The organism is Methylobacterium currus (assembly GCF_003058325.1).
GTDB lineage: Bacteria > Pseudomonadota > Alphaproteobacteria > Rhizobiales > Beijerinckiaceae > Methylobacterium > Methylobacterium currus.
Map to the genome: position 1 here is coordinate 5,475,088 of NZ_CP028843.1, position 14,195 is coordinate 5,489,282.

Annotated in this window: 15 protein-coding genes and 1 pseudogene; 7 read left to right on the forward strand and 9 right to left on the reverse strand. The window is 66.5% G+C overall.

What is annotated here, in order from left to right:
- Positions 1-15: 15 nt before the first annotated feature.
- Complete coding sequence (locus DA075_RS25245) at positions 16-1,455, forward strand: peptidoglycan-binding protein (protein ID WP_099955565.1); 1,440 nt, start codon at positions 16-18, stop codon at positions 1,453-1,455.
- A gap of 211 nt (positions 1,456-1,666) precedes the next feature.
- Positions 1,667-1,876, forward strand: a complete 210-nt coding sequence (locus DA075_RS25250; RefSeq protein ID WP_099955566.1) for a hypothetical protein — start codon at positions 1,667-1,669, stop codon at positions 1,874-1,876.
- Positions 1,877-1,986: 110 nt separating this feature from the next.
- Here the strand turns inward: DA075_RS25250 and DA075_RS25255 are convergent, their stop codons facing one another.
- Positions 1,987-2,229 (reverse strand): hypothetical protein, encoded by a 243-nt coding sequence (locus DA075_RS25255; protein WP_099955567.1) that lies wholly within the window; start codon positions 2,227-2,229, stop codon positions 1,987-1,989.
- Positions 2,230-2,446: 217 nt separating this feature from the next.
- Here DA075_RS25255 and DA075_RS38790 point away from each other — a divergent pair, with 217 nt between their 5' ends.
- Both DA075_RS38790 and DA075_RS25265 read left to right on the forward strand, forming a co-directional pair.
- Complete coding sequence (locus DA075_RS38790; protein ID WP_123834420.1) at positions 2,447-2,731, forward strand: lyase family protein; 285 nt, start codon at positions 2,447-2,449, stop codon at positions 2,729-2,731.
- A 98-nt stretch (positions 2,732-2,829) separates the two neighbouring features.
- A pseudogene (locus DA075_RS25265) lies at positions 2,830-3,234 on the forward strand (chemotaxis protein CheW); the annotation flags it as partial.
- A gap of 352 nt (positions 3,235-3,586) precedes the next feature.
- Here the strand turns inward: DA075_RS25265 and DA075_RS25270 are convergent.
- Genes DA075_RS25270 through DA075_RS25290 form a run of 5 tightly spaced genes read right to left on the reverse strand, consistent with a single transcriptional unit; the run spans position 3,587 to position 7,039 of the window.
- On the reverse strand, positions 3,587-4,039 hold the full coding sequence (locus DA075_RS25270) for a type II 3-dehydroquinate dehydratase (RefSeq protein ID WP_099955569.1): 453 nt from the start codon (positions 4,037-4,039) through the stop codon (positions 3,587-3,589).
- Between the two features lie 36 nt (positions 4,040-4,075).
- Positions 4,076-4,840, reverse strand: coding sequence for an amino acid ABC transporter ATP-binding protein (locus DA075_RS25275; RefSeq protein ID WP_174800120.1), 765 nt, complete (start codon positions 4,838-4,840; stop codon positions 4,076-4,078).
- A gap of 10 nt (positions 4,841-4,850) precedes the next feature.
- A complete protein-coding gene (locus tag DA075_RS25280; protein ID WP_099955571.1) occupies positions 4,851-5,684 on the reverse strand; it encodes a transporter substrate-binding domain-containing protein in 834 nt (277 codons plus the stop codon).
- Between the two features lie 34 nt (positions 5,685-5,718).
- On the reverse strand, positions 5,719-6,360 hold the full coding sequence (locus DA075_RS25285) for an amino acid ABC transporter permease (RefSeq protein ID WP_099955572.1): 642 nt from the start codon (positions 6,358-6,360) through the stop codon (positions 5,719-5,721).
- Between the two features lie 10 nt (positions 6,361-6,370).
- Positions 6,371-7,039: an amino acid ABC transporter permease gene (locus DA075_RS25290; RefSeq protein ID WP_099955573.1), complete on the reverse strand. Its 669-nt coding sequence runs from the start codon at positions 7,037-7,039 to the stop codon at positions 6,371-6,373.
- 177 nt (positions 7,040-7,216) lie between these two features.
- Between DA075_RS25290 and DA075_RS25295 the strand changes: the two genes are divergently transcribed.
- Entirely contained in the window at positions 7,217-8,008 is a 792-nt protein-coding gene (locus tag DA075_RS25295; RefSeq protein ID WP_099955574.1) for a GntR family transcriptional regulator, read from the forward strand.
- Between the two features lie 357 nt (positions 8,009-8,365).
- On the opposite strand, the gene DA075_RS25300 is transcribed toward DA075_RS25295, so the two are convergent.
- The gene (locus tag DA075_RS25300) at positions 8,366-9,436 is read right to left on the reverse strand and encodes a glycosyltransferase family 4 protein (protein ID WP_099955575.1); all 1,071 of its coding nucleotides are present in this window, start codon (positions 9,434-9,436) and stop codon (positions 8,366-8,368) included.
- 527 nt (positions 9,437-9,963) lie between these two features.
- The gene (locus DA075_RS38230; RefSeq protein WP_099955576.1) at positions 9,964-10,791 is read right to left on the reverse strand and encodes a class I SAM-dependent methyltransferase; all 828 of its coding nucleotides are present in this window, start codon (positions 10,789-10,791) and stop codon (positions 9,964-9,966) included.
- Between the two features lie 80 nt (positions 10,792-10,871).
- Here DA075_RS38230 and DA075_RS25310 point away from each other — a divergent pair, with 80 nt between their 5' ends.
- Together DA075_RS25310 and DA075_RS25315 are read left to right on the forward strand one after the other, a co-directional pair.
- Positions 10,872-12,308, forward strand: a complete 1,437-nt coding sequence (locus DA075_RS25310; RefSeq protein ID WP_099955577.1) for an oligosaccharide flippase family protein — start codon at positions 10,872-10,874, stop codon at positions 12,306-12,308.
- 149 nt (positions 12,309-12,457) lie between these two features.
- Positions 12,458-12,913 carry a serine O-acetyltransferase gene (locus tag DA075_RS25315; RefSeq protein WP_164712484.1) on the forward strand — a complete coding sequence of 152 codons (456 nt, stop codon included), beginning with the start codon at positions 12,458-12,460 and terminating at the stop codon, positions 12,911-12,913.
- On the opposite strand, the gene DA075_RS25320 is transcribed toward DA075_RS25315, so the two are convergent.
- Positions 12,900-14,066, reverse strand: coding sequence for a DUF1972 domain-containing protein (locus tag DA075_RS25320; protein WP_099955579.1), 1,167 nt, complete (start codon positions 14,064-14,066; stop codon positions 12,900-12,902). The two genes, DA075_RS25315 and DA075_RS25320, sit on opposite strands and share 14 nt — an antisense overlap.
- Positions 14,067-14,195 lie beyond the last annotated feature (129 nt).

Genomic DNA, 14,195 nt, shown 5'->3' on the forward strand with positions numbered 1-14,195 from the left:
TCTCCGGAGAGCCCGATGCCGCGACCCGCCCGCCTGCTCGCCGCCGGCCTGCTGCCGCTCCTCGCCTGCGGTCCCCTCGCACCGGCGGCCGTCGCGCAAACACCCGGTCCCGGGGCGCCCGCCGCGAAGGCGCCGGCCCCGCGTCCGGCCGGCCCGGCGACGCCCGACCCCGCCTTCGAGGCCGCCCGCGCCGCCTTCGAGGCCCGGCCGGAGGCGGAGCGCCGGGCCGTGCAGGATGCCCTGGTCTGGGCCGGCAGCTACAACAGCGTCGTCACCGGCGCCTTCGGCCGGCGCACCTACGAGGCGATCGGCGCCTGGCAGGCCAAGGCGGGCGGCCCTGCCACCGGAATCCTGGACGAGCCCGCCCGCGCCGCCCTGCTGGCCGCCGGCGAGGCGGCGCGCCGGGCGGCCCGGTTCACCGTCGCGCCGGATCCCGCCACCGGCCTCGTCATCGGCGTGCCGGAGCGGCTCCTGTCGAAGCGCAGCCGGATCGCCGGCGGCACCCGCTGGCAGAGCCCGGACGGGCGCATCACCCTCGACACGAAGGCCTACGCTCCCGGCGAGACCGATCTCGACGCCCTGTTCGCGCAGAGCGCCGCGGCGACGCCCGAGCGCAAGGTGACCTACTCCCTCAAGCGTCCGGACTTCACGGTCGTCACCGGCGAGACCGCGGGCGGAAAGTTCTATATCCGCCACGCCGCCGGCCCCGCCGGCCTGCGCGGCTTCACCCTGTCCTACGACAAGGCCTCGCGGGACATGGACCGGCTGGTGATCGCCATCGCCAACAGCTTCCTGCCCTTCCCGGGCGAGGCCCCGGCGGCGCCCCCGCGCCCGGTCGCGACGGGGGCGGAGCCGGCCGCGCCGGCGACCAGGCCGACGGCCGGACCACCGACCGGGCAACCGACCGCGCCCGCGACCGGCACCGGCCTCGTCGTCGCGCCCCGCCGCATCGTCGCGGTGCTGCCTGGCTCCTGCGCGGGCCCCCGGGTCGCCGGCGAGCCGGCCCGGGTGCTGCGGCGCGACGACGCCAGCGGCCTCGCGCTCCTCGACGGCGCCACCCCGCCCGGCGCCTCGCCCGCCCTCGCGCCGGCACCGGCCGCTCCGGGCGAGGCCGCGATCGTGCTCGCTGCGGGCGCCGACGGCCCGACGGTAACGACCGGCGAGGTCGCGGCAGCGGGGCTCCTCGCCCCGCTCCAGCCCGGCGCCGCCGGTGCCCCGGTCCTCGACCGCTCCGGCCGCCTCCTCGGCCTCGTCGCCCGCCTGCCGGCGCAACCCCGCCTCGTCGCCGGCGTGTTGCCGCCGCTCACCCATCCGTTGGTAGGTCTGGCGGCGCTCAAGACCCTCCTCGGCCCGGACGCCCCGGCGACGCCCGCGCGGGACACCCCCCCGCTCACCGCCGGCGCGATCGCCGGCCGCTTCGCCGGGGCGGTGGTGGGGGTGCGGTGCGGGGGGTGAGGGGTTCCCCGACGGCTTCCCGCCCGGGCCGGTGCCGCCCGCGTGCGATGGACGATCCTCGGATCGTGCCGCCGAGGCGGGCGCATGACCGCACCATGCCTACCCCGTTCGGACAGGCCAGGGCTCCCGGAATGCGACCCATCGGAGAGGAAGGCCCGGTGCCGCGAAGGCGCTACGCTTCCGTCCCGGGGCGACGGGGCGGGAGCGGGCGATGCGGTGCGTGATCCTGGGCGTGATCCTGGGTTGTCTGGCTCTTCCGGCCGGCACGGGGGCGGCGCAGGCCGTCTCAGCCGACGCCATGGAGGTGCAGCGCTGCATCTGGCGATGCGGAGACGCCACCAACCTGCGGCAGCCGGCCTACGACCGCTGCATCGCGCGGCAATGCGACACCGGGCAGACGAAGCGCAAGCGGCGGCGGTGACCGATCGCCGGCAGGTCCCGCCGGTTATCCCGACCGCGACCGCGACCGTGCATCGGCCGGGATGGGTGAGGCGCACTTTGCCAGACCGCCGGAGTCGTGCTCAGGCTTGTTCAGCCGCCCGGTGCCCAGTCGATCTTGGGCTTCTGCGACAGGATGCGCTCGAAGTAATCGGCCACGGCCTGCGCGCCGCTCGCGTGCATCATCGCGACCGGGTGGGCGAGATAGGCCCGGGCGAGATCGAGCGGGATCTCGCCGGCCTGGAACGCGCCGAGCACCGCGTCGATGAAGGCGTCGTTGGCCTCGTTGAAGTCGGACGAGAGCTTCTTGCGGTCGTTGAGCGCCTTGATCGGCATCGTGGGGGTCATCCTTTCGAGGGTCGGTCCGGCCGCTGGGCCCGGACACCCATTCTCAGAGGCGAGGCAGCCTCTGTCATCAACCCGCACCAAGGCACGGTGTGACACTCATTGCTTCCCCAGCGCCTTCGGCTGCCTGAGAACCAGGGCCGCAAGTCGCTTATCTCATTGAGATTCATGCCTTTTAAGGTGAAGTCTTCGTAGTTATGTCCTTGCAGTGGCTGAAGCATTGCAGGGCGTTGATCCGCTCTGGTCTGCCGTCGTCGAGCGGTTCGCGAAGTATGCGCCAACGAGCGTGATGGCTCGCACGGCGCTGGAACATGCGCTGCCGGCCGGTTGGGTCGACGAGGTATTCGACCAGCATCGCCAGCGGCAAACCGCGCGGAAGTTGCTGTTCTCCACCATCGTCAGGCTGATGATGCTCGTCGCTCTTGGCCCCCGCTCGTCGCTCTTGGCCCCCGCTCGTCGTTGCACGCCGCTGCGCGCGAAGCCGAAGACCTGACCGCTTCGCTCCCTGCCCCCACGGCCCGCCCGGTCACGGCGGCGCCCCTCGGCCTCGCGGCCTGACCACGGAATTCAGCCATGACGCGTACGGTTGAAATCCCGGCCACGCACGGCGAGGCTGCAGGATACGTCACCGTGACCGTGGGCGACGCCCTGTTCGGCTTGAGCATCGCGCGCGTGCACTGAGCATCGCGCGCGTGCACGACGTGTTCAAGCCGACCTCGGTCACCGCCGTGCCGCTTGCGCCGCCGGAGGTGGTCGGCTTGATCAACCTGCGGGGCCGGGTGGTCACCGCCCTGTGCCTGCGCCGTCGGCGCGGGCCGGGACCGCAACCGGGATGGCGGTCGGCCTGGAGCAGGGCGGCGAGACCTTCGGCCTCCTCGTCGACGCGGTCGGCGAAGTCCTGCGGCCAGCCGTGGACACACCCGCGAGGCGGTGCCGGTCAACCTCGACACTCGCTGGCGCGGCCTCGCCTCCGGGGTGCACCGCCTGCCCGCAAGATCCCACGCTCGATCCATGAGGGCGCCCGGCAGATGGCGCGCCTCCGCGCCTCCGCGCCTCGGAAGAGGGCCGCACCTCACGGCGTAAGCGCAAGAAGGTCGAGATGTTGTTTGCCCACCTCAGGCCAGGGTCGGGTGCGACGGCTCGACGAGCATCGTCGCCTCGACGTGCCGGTTCCCTGGATTCGCTTCAGGACGACCGCCCGACTGAGGCTGAAGCGTGCGGCGTCATCGGCAAGCCCGAGCGGAGAGGGGGCAAGGCGGGCAGGCAGGATCGATGACCGTCGAGCATGGCGCATGAGATGCTGCGGCGAGCGCGTCCGCAACGCGAGGGAGACGACGTGGCGGTGATCTCAGGTCCTGCGCTCGTCGAGCAGCAGGCGCATCGAGTCCAGCGCCACCCCATAGCCGCTCGGACCGAGGCCGGCGATGACCGCCGTGGCGGCCCGCGAGACGAGCGAGCGGTGGTAGATCTCCTCGCGTCGGTGGATGTTCGAGATGTGCAACTCGATCTTCGGACCGTCGAACATCTTGAGCGAATCGAGCAACGCGATCGAAGTGAAGGTGTAGCCCGCCGGGTTGATGATGAGGCCCGCGGCATGCCTGCGGGCGTCGTGGACACTGTCGATGAGCACGCCTTCGAGATTGGTCTGGCGGAACTCGATGGCCAGACCATGCGTCTTGGCCCGTGCACGACAGGCTGCCTCGATCTCGGCGAGCGTCGTGCGTCCGTAGATCTCCGGCTCCCGCTCGCCGAGCAGATTGAGGTTGGGCCCGTTCAGGATGAAGATGGTTCGCTCGCTCATGATAGACCTCTCCTTCTCGCGCTGGGCTTTCCGCGGTCAGTGATGCGCCAGGATTTCGCCCAGGAACGCGCGCGCCCGCGGATGCTGCGGGTTACGGAAGAAAGTGTGAGGGTCGGCCTCCTCGAGGATCGCGCCATCGGCCATGAAGATCACGCGATCGGCGACCTGGCGGGCAAAGCCCATCTCGTGGGTGACGCACACCATGGTCATGCCGTCGCGGGCGAGCCCGATCATCGTGTCGAGCACCTCCTTGACCATCTCCGGGTCGAGGGCCGAGGTCGGCTCATCGAACAGCATGACCTTGGGCTCCATGCACAAAGCTCGCGCGATCGCCACGCGCTGCTGCTGGCCGCCCGAGAGCTGGGCCGGGTACTTCAGCGCCTGCTCGCCGATGCGCACCCGCTCCAGGTAGCGGCGCGCGATCGCCTCGGCCTCCGCCTTCTTCGCGCCGCGCACCCGCATCGGCGCCAGGGTGCAGTTCTCCAGCACCGTCATGTGCGGGAACAGGTTGAAGCTCTGGAACACCATGCCGACCTCGCGGCGCACCGCGTCGACGGCTCGCGCCGAATCGTCGAGGGCGATGCCGTCGACCACGATCCGCCCCTTCTGGATCGTCTCGAGGTGGTTGATGCAGCGGATCAGCGTCGACTTGCCCGAGCCCGACGGCCCGCACAGGACGATCTTCTCGCCACGGCGGACATCCAGATTCACGCCCTTGAGGGCGTGGAAGTCACCGTACCACTTGTCCACGCCGTGCATGGCGATGAGGGGGCCGGCCGCCGGGTTCGGTGACACATTCATCTCCTCGCGCTCAGCTGACGGTGAAGGGAACGCCCTCGATGCGCTCGGGCATCGGCGGCTGCTCGGCCTTCATCCACTTGTCGGTGATCGTCTTCAGCTCGCCGTTCGCCTTGATCTTGTCGATGAAGGTGTTGATGAACGCGTTCATCTCCTTCTCGCCGAGCCGGGTGCAGGCGCCGTTGTAGATGCTCGTGAAGGTCAGTTTCTGCTCGAAGATGCCGGGCTTCGCCTCGTCGAGGCGGCGGATGTAGAAGATGTTGCCGCCGACCGCCTGCGCCTGACCGGAGACCACGGCCTGGATCGATGCGGCGTCGCCGTCGAGCCGCAGGATGTTGGTGCCGGGCGGCGCGTTGCGCGTCACCTCGGTGTCCTGGGCCGCGGCGCGGGCCACCGCGATGGTGAGCTTGCCCATGTCGGCGTTCGATTTCACCGCGACGGTCTTGGGCGCGAGCAGCACGATCTGGTTGGCGACGTAGGGCTTGGAGAACTGCACCGCCTTAGCGCGATCGGGGAACATCGCCATCGTGGCGAACAGCACGTCGCAGCGGCCAGACGTCAATGCCGGGATGCGGTTGGCGACTTCGAGCGGCATGAACTGGACCGGCACGCCGAGTTCCTTGGCGAAGAGTTCGCCGATATCGGCGTCGATGCCCTCCTGCTTGCCGGTGCTGTTGACGAAACCCCAGGGCGGGTTGTCGCCCTGGATGCCGATGATGACGCGGCCCCGCTTCCTGATCTGGTCGGGCGTGACGGCGTGCGCCTGGCCGGTCATGAGGGCCGGCAGGGCGAGGGCGGCGCCGGCTCCGGCGATGAGCGTGCGGCGGCTGAGGCTGTGGCGTTCCATGGTGTCCTCCCCTGTTGTTTCGTGAGATGTCCGATCAGCGCGAGGGCGCCGCGAGGCGGCGCTCCATCCAGGAGCCGTAGAGCGACAGCGGCCAGCAGAGCGCGAAGTACATCGCCCCGACGATGCCGAAGACGAGGAGCGGCTTGAAGATTTGGTTCGAGACCATGTTGCCGGCCCGCGCCAGCTCGGTGAAGCCAACGATGGAAGCGAGCGACGTCCCCTTGATGAGCTGGACCAGGAACCCGATCGTCGCCGGCAGCGAGACGCGCAGCGCCTGCGGCAGGATTACGTCCTTCATGCGCGAGACGTAGCCGAGGCTGAGCGCGCGGGCGGCCTCCGACTGCCCGCGCGGCACGGCCTCGATCCCGCCGCGCCAGATGTCGCCGAGATAGGCGCTCGCATGCAGCGTGAAGCCGACCGCGACCGCCTCCCAGGGGGCGAGATCCAGCCCGACGAGGGCGAGGCCGAAATAGACCACGAAGAGCTGCATCAGGAGCGGCGTGCCCTGGAACAGGCTGACATAGGCGGCCGTCGCGCGCTCCAGCACCGGTCGGCCCGAGGTGCGGGCGAGCGCGACGGCGAGGCCGGCCGCGCCGCCGCCGAGAAAGCCGATCGCCGAGAGCGCGATCGTCCACTTCATGCCCTCGAGCAAGAACAGGAATTCGGGCCAGCCCATCGTCGTGCCCTTATCTGACGGGGTAGCTGAAGTACCGGCGCGAGACGAGCCCGAAGGCGCGCATCATCAGCCAGGACATGAGGAAGTACAGGACCGTGATCGTGCCGTAGACCTCGAAGCTGCGAAACGACTCGTTCTCGATCAGCTTGGCGACCGAGGTGAGCTCGTAGGCGGCGATCGCCGAGGCGATGCTGGTGGTCAGGGTCAGCATGACGAACTGCCCGGTCAGCGACGGGTAGACGGCCCGGAGCGCCGGGCGCAGGACGACGAAGCGGAACACGTCGCGCTTGTGCAGCCCGAGGGCGAAGCCGGCTTCGACTTGCCCCTTGTGGATCGACTGAACGCCGCCGCGGATGATCTCGATCGCGTAGGCGCCGCCGTTCAGCCCGAGCGCGATGATGGCGGTCGGCGTCGGCGCGAGGCGGATGCCGATCAACGGCAGGGCGAAGAACACGAAGTAGATCTGGACGAGGAACGGCGTGTTCCGGATCAGCTCGACGAAGGCGATGACGGCCCAACGCAGCGGGCGCACGGGGGACTCGCGCAGCACGACGCCGACGACGCCGATCACGAGGGCGATCGCCATCCCCACGACAGCAAGGAACAGCGTGCCCGCACACCCCCTCAGGAGGTCGGGCAGGCCCGCGACGACCGGCCCGAAATCGAGCGTGTAGTTCACGTGGCGTTTCCCCCTGCGGCACGCCCGGTGAGCTTCGCCGCCGTCCGGAGCATCCTGGCCGTCTCTGGCCGGTGCTCTTATGATCCGATGATTATGGGATCATCCAATGCAACGCAATCCCTCGTACGTTGCATTGCCCGTACCACGATGCCAAAGAGGCCTCATCGAAGAGGTCTCATGGGTGCTCCCTCAGAAACCGGCGCCGAGGGCGGCGCCACAGTGTCGGGCGGCGAGACGGTCGGCGACGTCGCCTACGCCCGGATCCGGGCCGACATCCTGTTCGGCCAGCGCGCGCCGGGCGAGCGGCTGCGCCTGGACGAGGCGAGCCGGCGCTACGGTGTCAGCGTCGGCACGATGCGCGAGCTCCTGAACCGCCTCGCCTCCGAAGGGCTCGTCGTGGCCGAGGCGCAGCGGGGATTCGAGGTCGCGCCGGCCTCAGCCGCCGAGTTCCGGGAGATCGCGGCCCTGCGCCAGCTCCTTGAGGGGCATGCGCTGGCCCTGTCCTTCGCGACTGGCGACCTCGACTGGGAGGCACGGGTCGTCGCCGCCCACCACAAGCTCGCGGTCACCGAGCACCGCATGCTGACGCGGACCGATTCCGATCCAACCCTGGTGCGACAATGCGACCGCGCCTTTCATCAGGCGCTGACCTCGGCCTGCGGCTCGCGCGTCCTGTTGGAGACGCTCGGCTCGATCCACGACCGCTACCTGCGGTACCTGTCGCTTGCCGCGATCTTCCGCGGCGAGCAGTCGATCCAGGAGCATGCCGACCTGCTCGCCTGCGCGCTTGCGCGCGACGCCGAGCGGGCGACCCGGATCCTGAAGGTCCACATCGACAGCTGCCTCGACTACGCCCTGGCTGACGGGCCACCGGCATGGGCGTCCGGGCCTGCCGTGCCTGACCATGCACCTTCAGCACGGGACGTCGCCGCGCGCACGAAATCCGTCCGGGCAACGCGACGCCGATGATCGCCGCGGAGCAGTCGTCGATCAGGTCTCGAAACCCTTGGGACAGGTGCTGGTGACGTCCGGTAGCAAGTCTCCGTGAGGGGGCTGGAGCATTTTCCGACGAAGTGGATACCGGTTCGTCGAAGAAAATGCGGCAAAATTAAACACCTCGGGCACTTCGCGATTGCAACGCGGTCGCAACGTGCTCTAGCGGTCTCGCGCGGGGCTGCCGGCGATGAGGACACGGCAGCGGATCCACTCGACGCCGCGTCGGCGCGGAGCGCATAAATCGAACCGATTGGCGTCGGCCCGAAACCAGCAACGGCAACGACATCCGCCGACTCGATCCGGCGATGTCACCCCATGTTGCCCCACGTTTCAGACCGACACGGCTTCTGCGACGGCAAGAGCTGCGTTGCGCCAAGTGAAAACTGCCAGATGCTCGGCGAGGCACTCCGGGTCAAGCGCCAGGGGCGAGTCGAGCGTCGCCGCAATCGCCTGAGCCAGATCGTCGACGGCGTTTGCCGCAAGCGGGTTGAAATAGCGAGCAAACGCGCCGGCAACCTCCGGCAGCGCCGTCGTGTTCGAACACACGACGGGTGTCCCGAATCTCAGGGCTTCCAAGACCGGCAAGCCAAAGCCTTCCCCCTGGCTTGGAAAGACAAGCACTGCAGCATGACAATATAGAGCAGCGAGTTCCTCGGCCGGGATGTCGAGCCGGTGGACGACCCGGGGATTGTCTGCGAGACGTCGCGCTGTGGATGCGGCACCGAAATCAGGACGCCCGACCACGACGAGATGGAGACCGGGACGATCTAAGAGTTCGAGAGAATCGAGGAGAAGGTCCAAATTCTTGCGAGGTTCGATACGACCGACGAACAGTACGTAGGGCCCATCGACTGGCCTCGGACCGGCCATCACAGGTGGCGGCACGGCGTTCGGCGCGAGCAGGACATGGCCTGATGGAACACGATAGCGGCGCACGAGCTCGTCGCGCGTGAAGCGCGACACTGTCAGGACGCGGGCCGCGCGACGAACGGAAGCCCGCACCAGAAGTCGGTTACGCCATCGCATCACGGGCGGAAAGAATTGGGGATGGCTCTCGAACAGAATGTCGTGGACGACGACGACTTGACGACGCGCGAAGAACGGCGGAGCGATATACTGAGTGAGCAGAACGTCCAATCGATCCCGTCGGGCCACCAAGGGCCAGTAGAGTAAGAGCCGACGGATTGGATCGTCGATGGGAATGCGCCGGTGCTCGACATTTGGTCCAGAGCAGACTCGCTCGGCGACCGCTGGGTCACGCGAGTAGATGATGTAGCTGTTTTCAGGTGTCAATGGCGGAAGCTCGCCTAGGACTCCTTGAAGCCACGTGCGAGATCCTTGATACTTGCCAGTTAGCACGTGGGCATCGATGCCGACGACCTGTCCCGACTTCTTAGTCACCGTTTCCTCGTTCTAGATAGGAAGGGGCTGTACCATTAGATCCATGGCTTGCTTCGGCGCGCATGCCGACTGCTCTTTCGAATAATGGGTTCCATTGTGAAATACTGAGCTAACCATATGCTCAATCAATTGCGCCGAATCGGGGCGCGTGTCCATGATGGCACGGGCTGCCAAAGCTGGTTGAGATGCGGCAAAACGCCGCGACTTTGCCGCCGAGTTTTTCGGATCGAGCCGCCGGAAACTGGCGCCTCCAGCCTGCACCCGCCGCTCTGAACGGATCGCGGACAGGACCAGAATATCACGAGGGCAGATGGCGCCGATGTGGCCTGCTTATCCTACGATTGGCGTGCAAGCCTCGCGGCTCAACGCACATTCGACATCATCCCTCGCTCATGGGCCTTATTATCTGGCCCTGATTATCTTATCATCCCTCATGCTCTTCGCCACCCTCGTGAATATGCGCATGTCCGGCTGGCGATCCGTATTCTATCAAAGATTTCAACGTCGTAATATTCGAAATATCCGCACTATCGACGGCGTAGGATCACCATCCAGTAGGCCCTCAATGCTGGTGGGAGAAACATGAAGAGAGTTAACCAGAGGCGTGCGAGAGTGATGTTCTCACCATGATAGAACGGCATACCATTATATGTGTAGCTGAAATCCTCCCATTGACTGGATGGAAAGTGTCGTCGGAAGGCGTGGCGGCTGTTTAACCGATATACTGGAGGGAAACTGTCATGTTCTTCCCGATGCGGCTCGAGGCGTCGCAGAACCTTGCTTTTGAGATGGTCCGGCACAAGCCGTGCGCCGACCCCGACATAGCCGAATCGGTTGGGAGTCCACCCGATCAGCCATCCTCCAGGCCGAAGGACGCGGGCAATCTCCGTGGTGGCCCGGTGAGGATCTTCGACGTGTTCGAGGACGGAGAAGGCCGTCACCACATCGAACGAGGCGTCCGGGAAGGGGAGTGATGCATGCGGGTCGATGACGATCCTCTCATCGACTGTCGGGTTCTCAAGTACCGCGTGGTCTACGTCTGCTCCGACCACCCGGAGGCAACGTCCGCGCAAATTGCCGAGCGTTGCACGGAACTGAGCTGGATCTTCACCCCACTTTCCGCGGCCGGCCCCAAGATCGAGGACCGTCATTGAGGGCTCGAGGATCGCGTGCAGCCGGATAAGAAATCCCATGCGGTGATCGGCCCGGGAGAAGCCTCCAGCTGCGGTTTCCGGGTAGAGGCGGCTCTCGACGCTACGTCTTTCAGGCAAGTTGCGCTCCTGATCGTGCAATGGCTTGGTATAAGTAGCCAAGTCTGGGCGCCTATGATAGTCCTTATAGGACGCACTGCGCATTACGCCCGTCTAAGCGGAGGCGGTGGAGTGGGTAGCTCGACAAGAGATCTTCAGCGGCCCTTGGCAGAGTTGCGAGCACCATGAGCGTTGCGCGAACTGTCGCTAATGCCGGTTCGGGCGCGGCAGCTCGGCTTCTCTCCGCTGCGCTTGGCCTCGCGCTCATCGTGATGATGACTCGCCTATGGGACGCGGATAACCTCGGGCGCTTCGTTGTCGCCTATTCCTGGTTCCAGCTCCTGCAGCTCGTCCCGCTGCTCGGCTTACATTTTGAGCTGGCGCGGGAGGCTGCCGCAGATGCAGAAGCGGTCCGTCCACAGCTCGCGGCCGCTGCGCTCTTGAGCCTGGTCTGCGCCCTTCCGACTGCTGCCCTTCTCGTAGGCGTCGGCGCTCTCCTGTATCCCTCCGAGCTTCTTCCGGCCCTCGCCCTCGCGGCCGTGGCCCTCATCCCGACGGCGCCGATCACCGTCGCCGAGATGACGCTGCTGGGCCGAGAGCGGCTCGGTGTCGTCGCGCTCGTCAATGTCGGCGAGAGCGTGTTGCGCTGCCTCGTGCTGTGTGGGCTGATCGTCGCCGGCGCCGGCGTCCTGACCGTGCTCGGTGCCTTCGTGGTCCTTCGTGGCGTCGCACTGGCTCTCTACCTCGCCGATCCGGTCGTGCGGCACGCCACTGCTCCTCGTGCCGCGACCGTGGCCGTCGCCCGTTCCCAACTCGCCAGGGCCCCCGTGCTTCTCGCGGTGCTCGTTCTCTCCTCGACGTTCTCCCGGATCGACGTGGCGCTTCTCCCGCTCTTCCTCGACCTTGAGGATGTCGGAATTTACGGGATCGCCGCACGTCTCTACGACCTCTGTCTTATGATTCCCGCAGTACTCGTCATGGCGCTCCTTCCGGTTTTCACCCGTCTGGACGTGCCGTGCAAGTCACGGATGGAGATGCTGGCCCGGCTTGTCCTTCGCTACGCGCTCGGGACTGGTGTACCGCTCGCACTCATCGCGGCTTGGCTGATCGGACCAACCCTGGCGATCGTGTTCGGCCCGCGCTTTGCTGCAGCAGCGGACGCATTCCGCCTCCTCTTGGTCGCGACACTGGTGACGGGCGTGAACCAGCTCATGTCTTGCGCCCTGCTCGCGCGCAACCTGCAACGGCTCGAACTCCCGTGCCTCGCAATTGGCTGTGCGGTGCTCCTCGCGAGCATCGCCGTCCTTGCGCCGCGTTACGGGATCACGGGGGCGGGCATGGCCGTCCTCGCCGGCACGATCGCGCAGTGTGTTCTACGGGAGCGCCTGCTGCGCAGACAGGGGGGGATTGCGCTCGCGCGAGGCGAACTCGCCGGACCGGTCCTGGGCGGGTTGGCTGCGCTCCTGATCGTGTTCGCCGGTGCGGGTGGCGCTTGGGTCTATCCAATGGCGCTCGGCACCTACGGGGGGCTGCTGCTGGCACTGCGAGGCGTTCGTCGTGGCGACGCCGACCTCCTCCGGAGCCTTCTCACGACCGAACGACAGCCCGCGAGTACGCCATGACCATGAAGTCCGAACCAACGCATTCCTTGAGCGGCCCGACTCCGCTGCCTGTGGCGCCGTTAACTTGGAGGGAGGTTCGTGCTCGCCTCGCCCGGGACCGCGAGCGACTGGAGGGGTGTTTTCGCGCATATGGGATGGATGTGCCGCGGGTGCTCTGGCTCCACCCATCCTATCAATGCGTGCTTCTGTATCGGCTTTCGACCTATCTGTTTCGGCACGGCCGGCGATTTCTCGCACGCCTAATCTGGCATGCAAACCTTTTCTTGACCGGAGCAGATTTCTCACCGATCAGCGAAATCGGCCCCGGCCTCGTCGTCCTCCATCCGGTCTCAACTCAGATTTTTGGCCGGATCGGTGCCGACTGCACGATGTGGGGCCATGGAGGTATCGGTGGCGGACGCTCGGGCGAGGACATCGGTGCAGGTCCCGGCCTGCCGGTCGTCGGCGACCGCGTCGAGTTCGAGCCCCGGTCCATGGCGCTTGGCCCCGTGCAGATCGGCGATGACTGCGTGCTTGGTGCCGGCAGCATCGTCATGAGCGACATCGAAACCGGTACGGTCGTCGAGGTTCCCGACCGGCTGATGCGGACCATCAGGGCTGCGTGAGCCGCGGAAACGCAACCGCTCGCCCTTGATGCTGGACCTCCGCGATCAGCTCTTCATAGAGGCTCAGGTTGGGCTGGAGCGTGAAGGCGGCTTCGAACCGCGCACGGGCTGCGGCGCGAGCTTGGGCAATGAGTGCGTCGTCGGCGAAGGCGCGATCGAAGATGGCAGCACAGGTGTCGACGTCCGCGAAGTAGAACTGGTTGCAGCCTGCAGTCCATCGATTAAATCGGTTGTCGTGTGCAATAACTGCGGAGCCCGCGGCCAGTGCTTCGACGAGCGAAGGATTCGTCCCGCCTACCGTATGTCCGTGACAATAGGCGCGGGCATGGACGCGCAAACTATCCATGACAGCCCGGTCGTAAATGCTGCCGAGGAAAACAACGTTTGAACCAGCCGCCGCACGTACGGCCGCGTGGTAGGCATTGCCTGGATCAAGCGACCCAACGACGGCGAGACGACGCCCCTGCACGGACGCCATCCCGAACGCGCGGACGATCTCCAGGACGCTGTTCTCCGGCTCGACCCGGCAGACGGTCAGCGCATAACCATCAGGGGCGAGGCCATGCACGGATAACGGCTCGGTCGGCGCAGTCTCCACTGGCTCCGATCCATAAGGGATCATTGCGATCTTGCCAGGATGGGACCGGTCGGCAAGATGGGCCGCAATTTCCGGATGATCGGCGATAAGCACAGATCCAGCAAAGGCGGCGATGTGCTCGTTAAGCCAGAACCAGATTTTCACCATCGACGACCATTTTGAGCGTTTCCATTCGATTCCGTCCATGTTGATGACAGTGGGCTTGCCGAGAATCCGCGGCAGCAGCGACAGGAAGCCCGTATTGTAACCCAGAACGAGCAGTATCCCAGGCCGCTGACAGGCGTGCACCATCGACCTGCAGTCGAACCCGAGTGACCCGAGGGAGCCGCCGTCGCGTGAGCCGATATGAATGCGCCGAACGCCGCGCCAACGGTCCTCCGAGATGCTCCGACCAGGCGCCGCCTCGTCCTGACAATAAACACTGATGTCCCAACCTCGCGCCGTGAGATAGAGTGACAATTGCTCCGCGAACGTTTCAAAGCCGCCGTGAGCCGCGGGCACGCCGCGACAGCCGAGGATTGAAACTTGCTGCTGAACTGTATCGGTTCTTGGCATGTCGCAGAATTCCCATCGGTAACCCGCGCAACAGTGCAGCGCTGCAGAACGGATGGAATATGAAAAACTCCCAGTATAGGCGGTCCATCTTGCGTGCTATTTGGATCCGCCCTATTCGCTTCTACTTGT

Bases quoted from the DNA above. Each gene is read 5' to 3' on its own strand.
- DA075_RS25275 (WP_174800120.1), bottom strand. From the start codon at position 4,840: ATGAATGTGTCACCGAACCCGGCGGCCGGCCCCCTCATCGCCATGCAC.
- DA075_RS25285 (WP_099955572.1), bottom strand. From the start codon at position 6,360: ATGGGCTGGCCCGAATTCCTGTTCTTGCTCGAGGGCATGAAGTGGACG.
- DA075_RS25310 (WP_099955577.1), top strand. From the start codon at position 10,872: ATGAGCGTTGCGCGAACTGTCGCTAATGCCGGTTCGGGCGCGGCAGCT.
- DA075_RS25270 (WP_099955569.1), bottom strand. From the start codon at position 4,039: ATGAGCGAGCGAACCATCTTCATCCTGAACGGGCCCAACCTCAATCTG.
- DA075_RS25255 (WP_099955567.1), bottom strand. From the start codon at position 2,229: ATGCCGATCAAGGCGCTCAACGACCGCAAGAAGCTCTCGTCCGACTTC.
- DA075_RS25295 (WP_099955574.1), top strand. From the start codon at position 7,217: ATGGGTGCTCCCTCAGAAACCGGCGCCGAGGGCGGCGCCACAGTGTCG.
- DA075_RS25245 (WP_099955565.1), top strand. From the start codon at position 16: ATGCCGCGACCCGCCCGCCTGCTCGCCGCCGGCCTGCTGCCGCTCCTC.
- DA075_RS25250 (WP_099955566.1), top strand. From the start codon at position 1,667: ATGCGGTGCGTGATCCTGGGCGTGATCCTGGGTTGTCTGGCTCTTCCG.
- DA075_RS25320 (WP_099955579.1), bottom strand. From the start codon at position 14,066: ATGCCAAGAACCGATACAGTTCAGCAGCAAGTTTCAATCCTCGGCTGT.
- DA075_RS38230 (WP_099955576.1), bottom strand. From the start codon at position 10,791: ATGCGCAGTGCGTCCTATAAGGACTATCATAGGCGCCCAGACTTGGCT.
- DA075_RS25280 (WP_099955571.1), bottom strand. From the start codon at position 5,684: ATGGAACGCCACAGCCTCAGCCGCCGCACGCTCATCGCCGGAGCCGGC.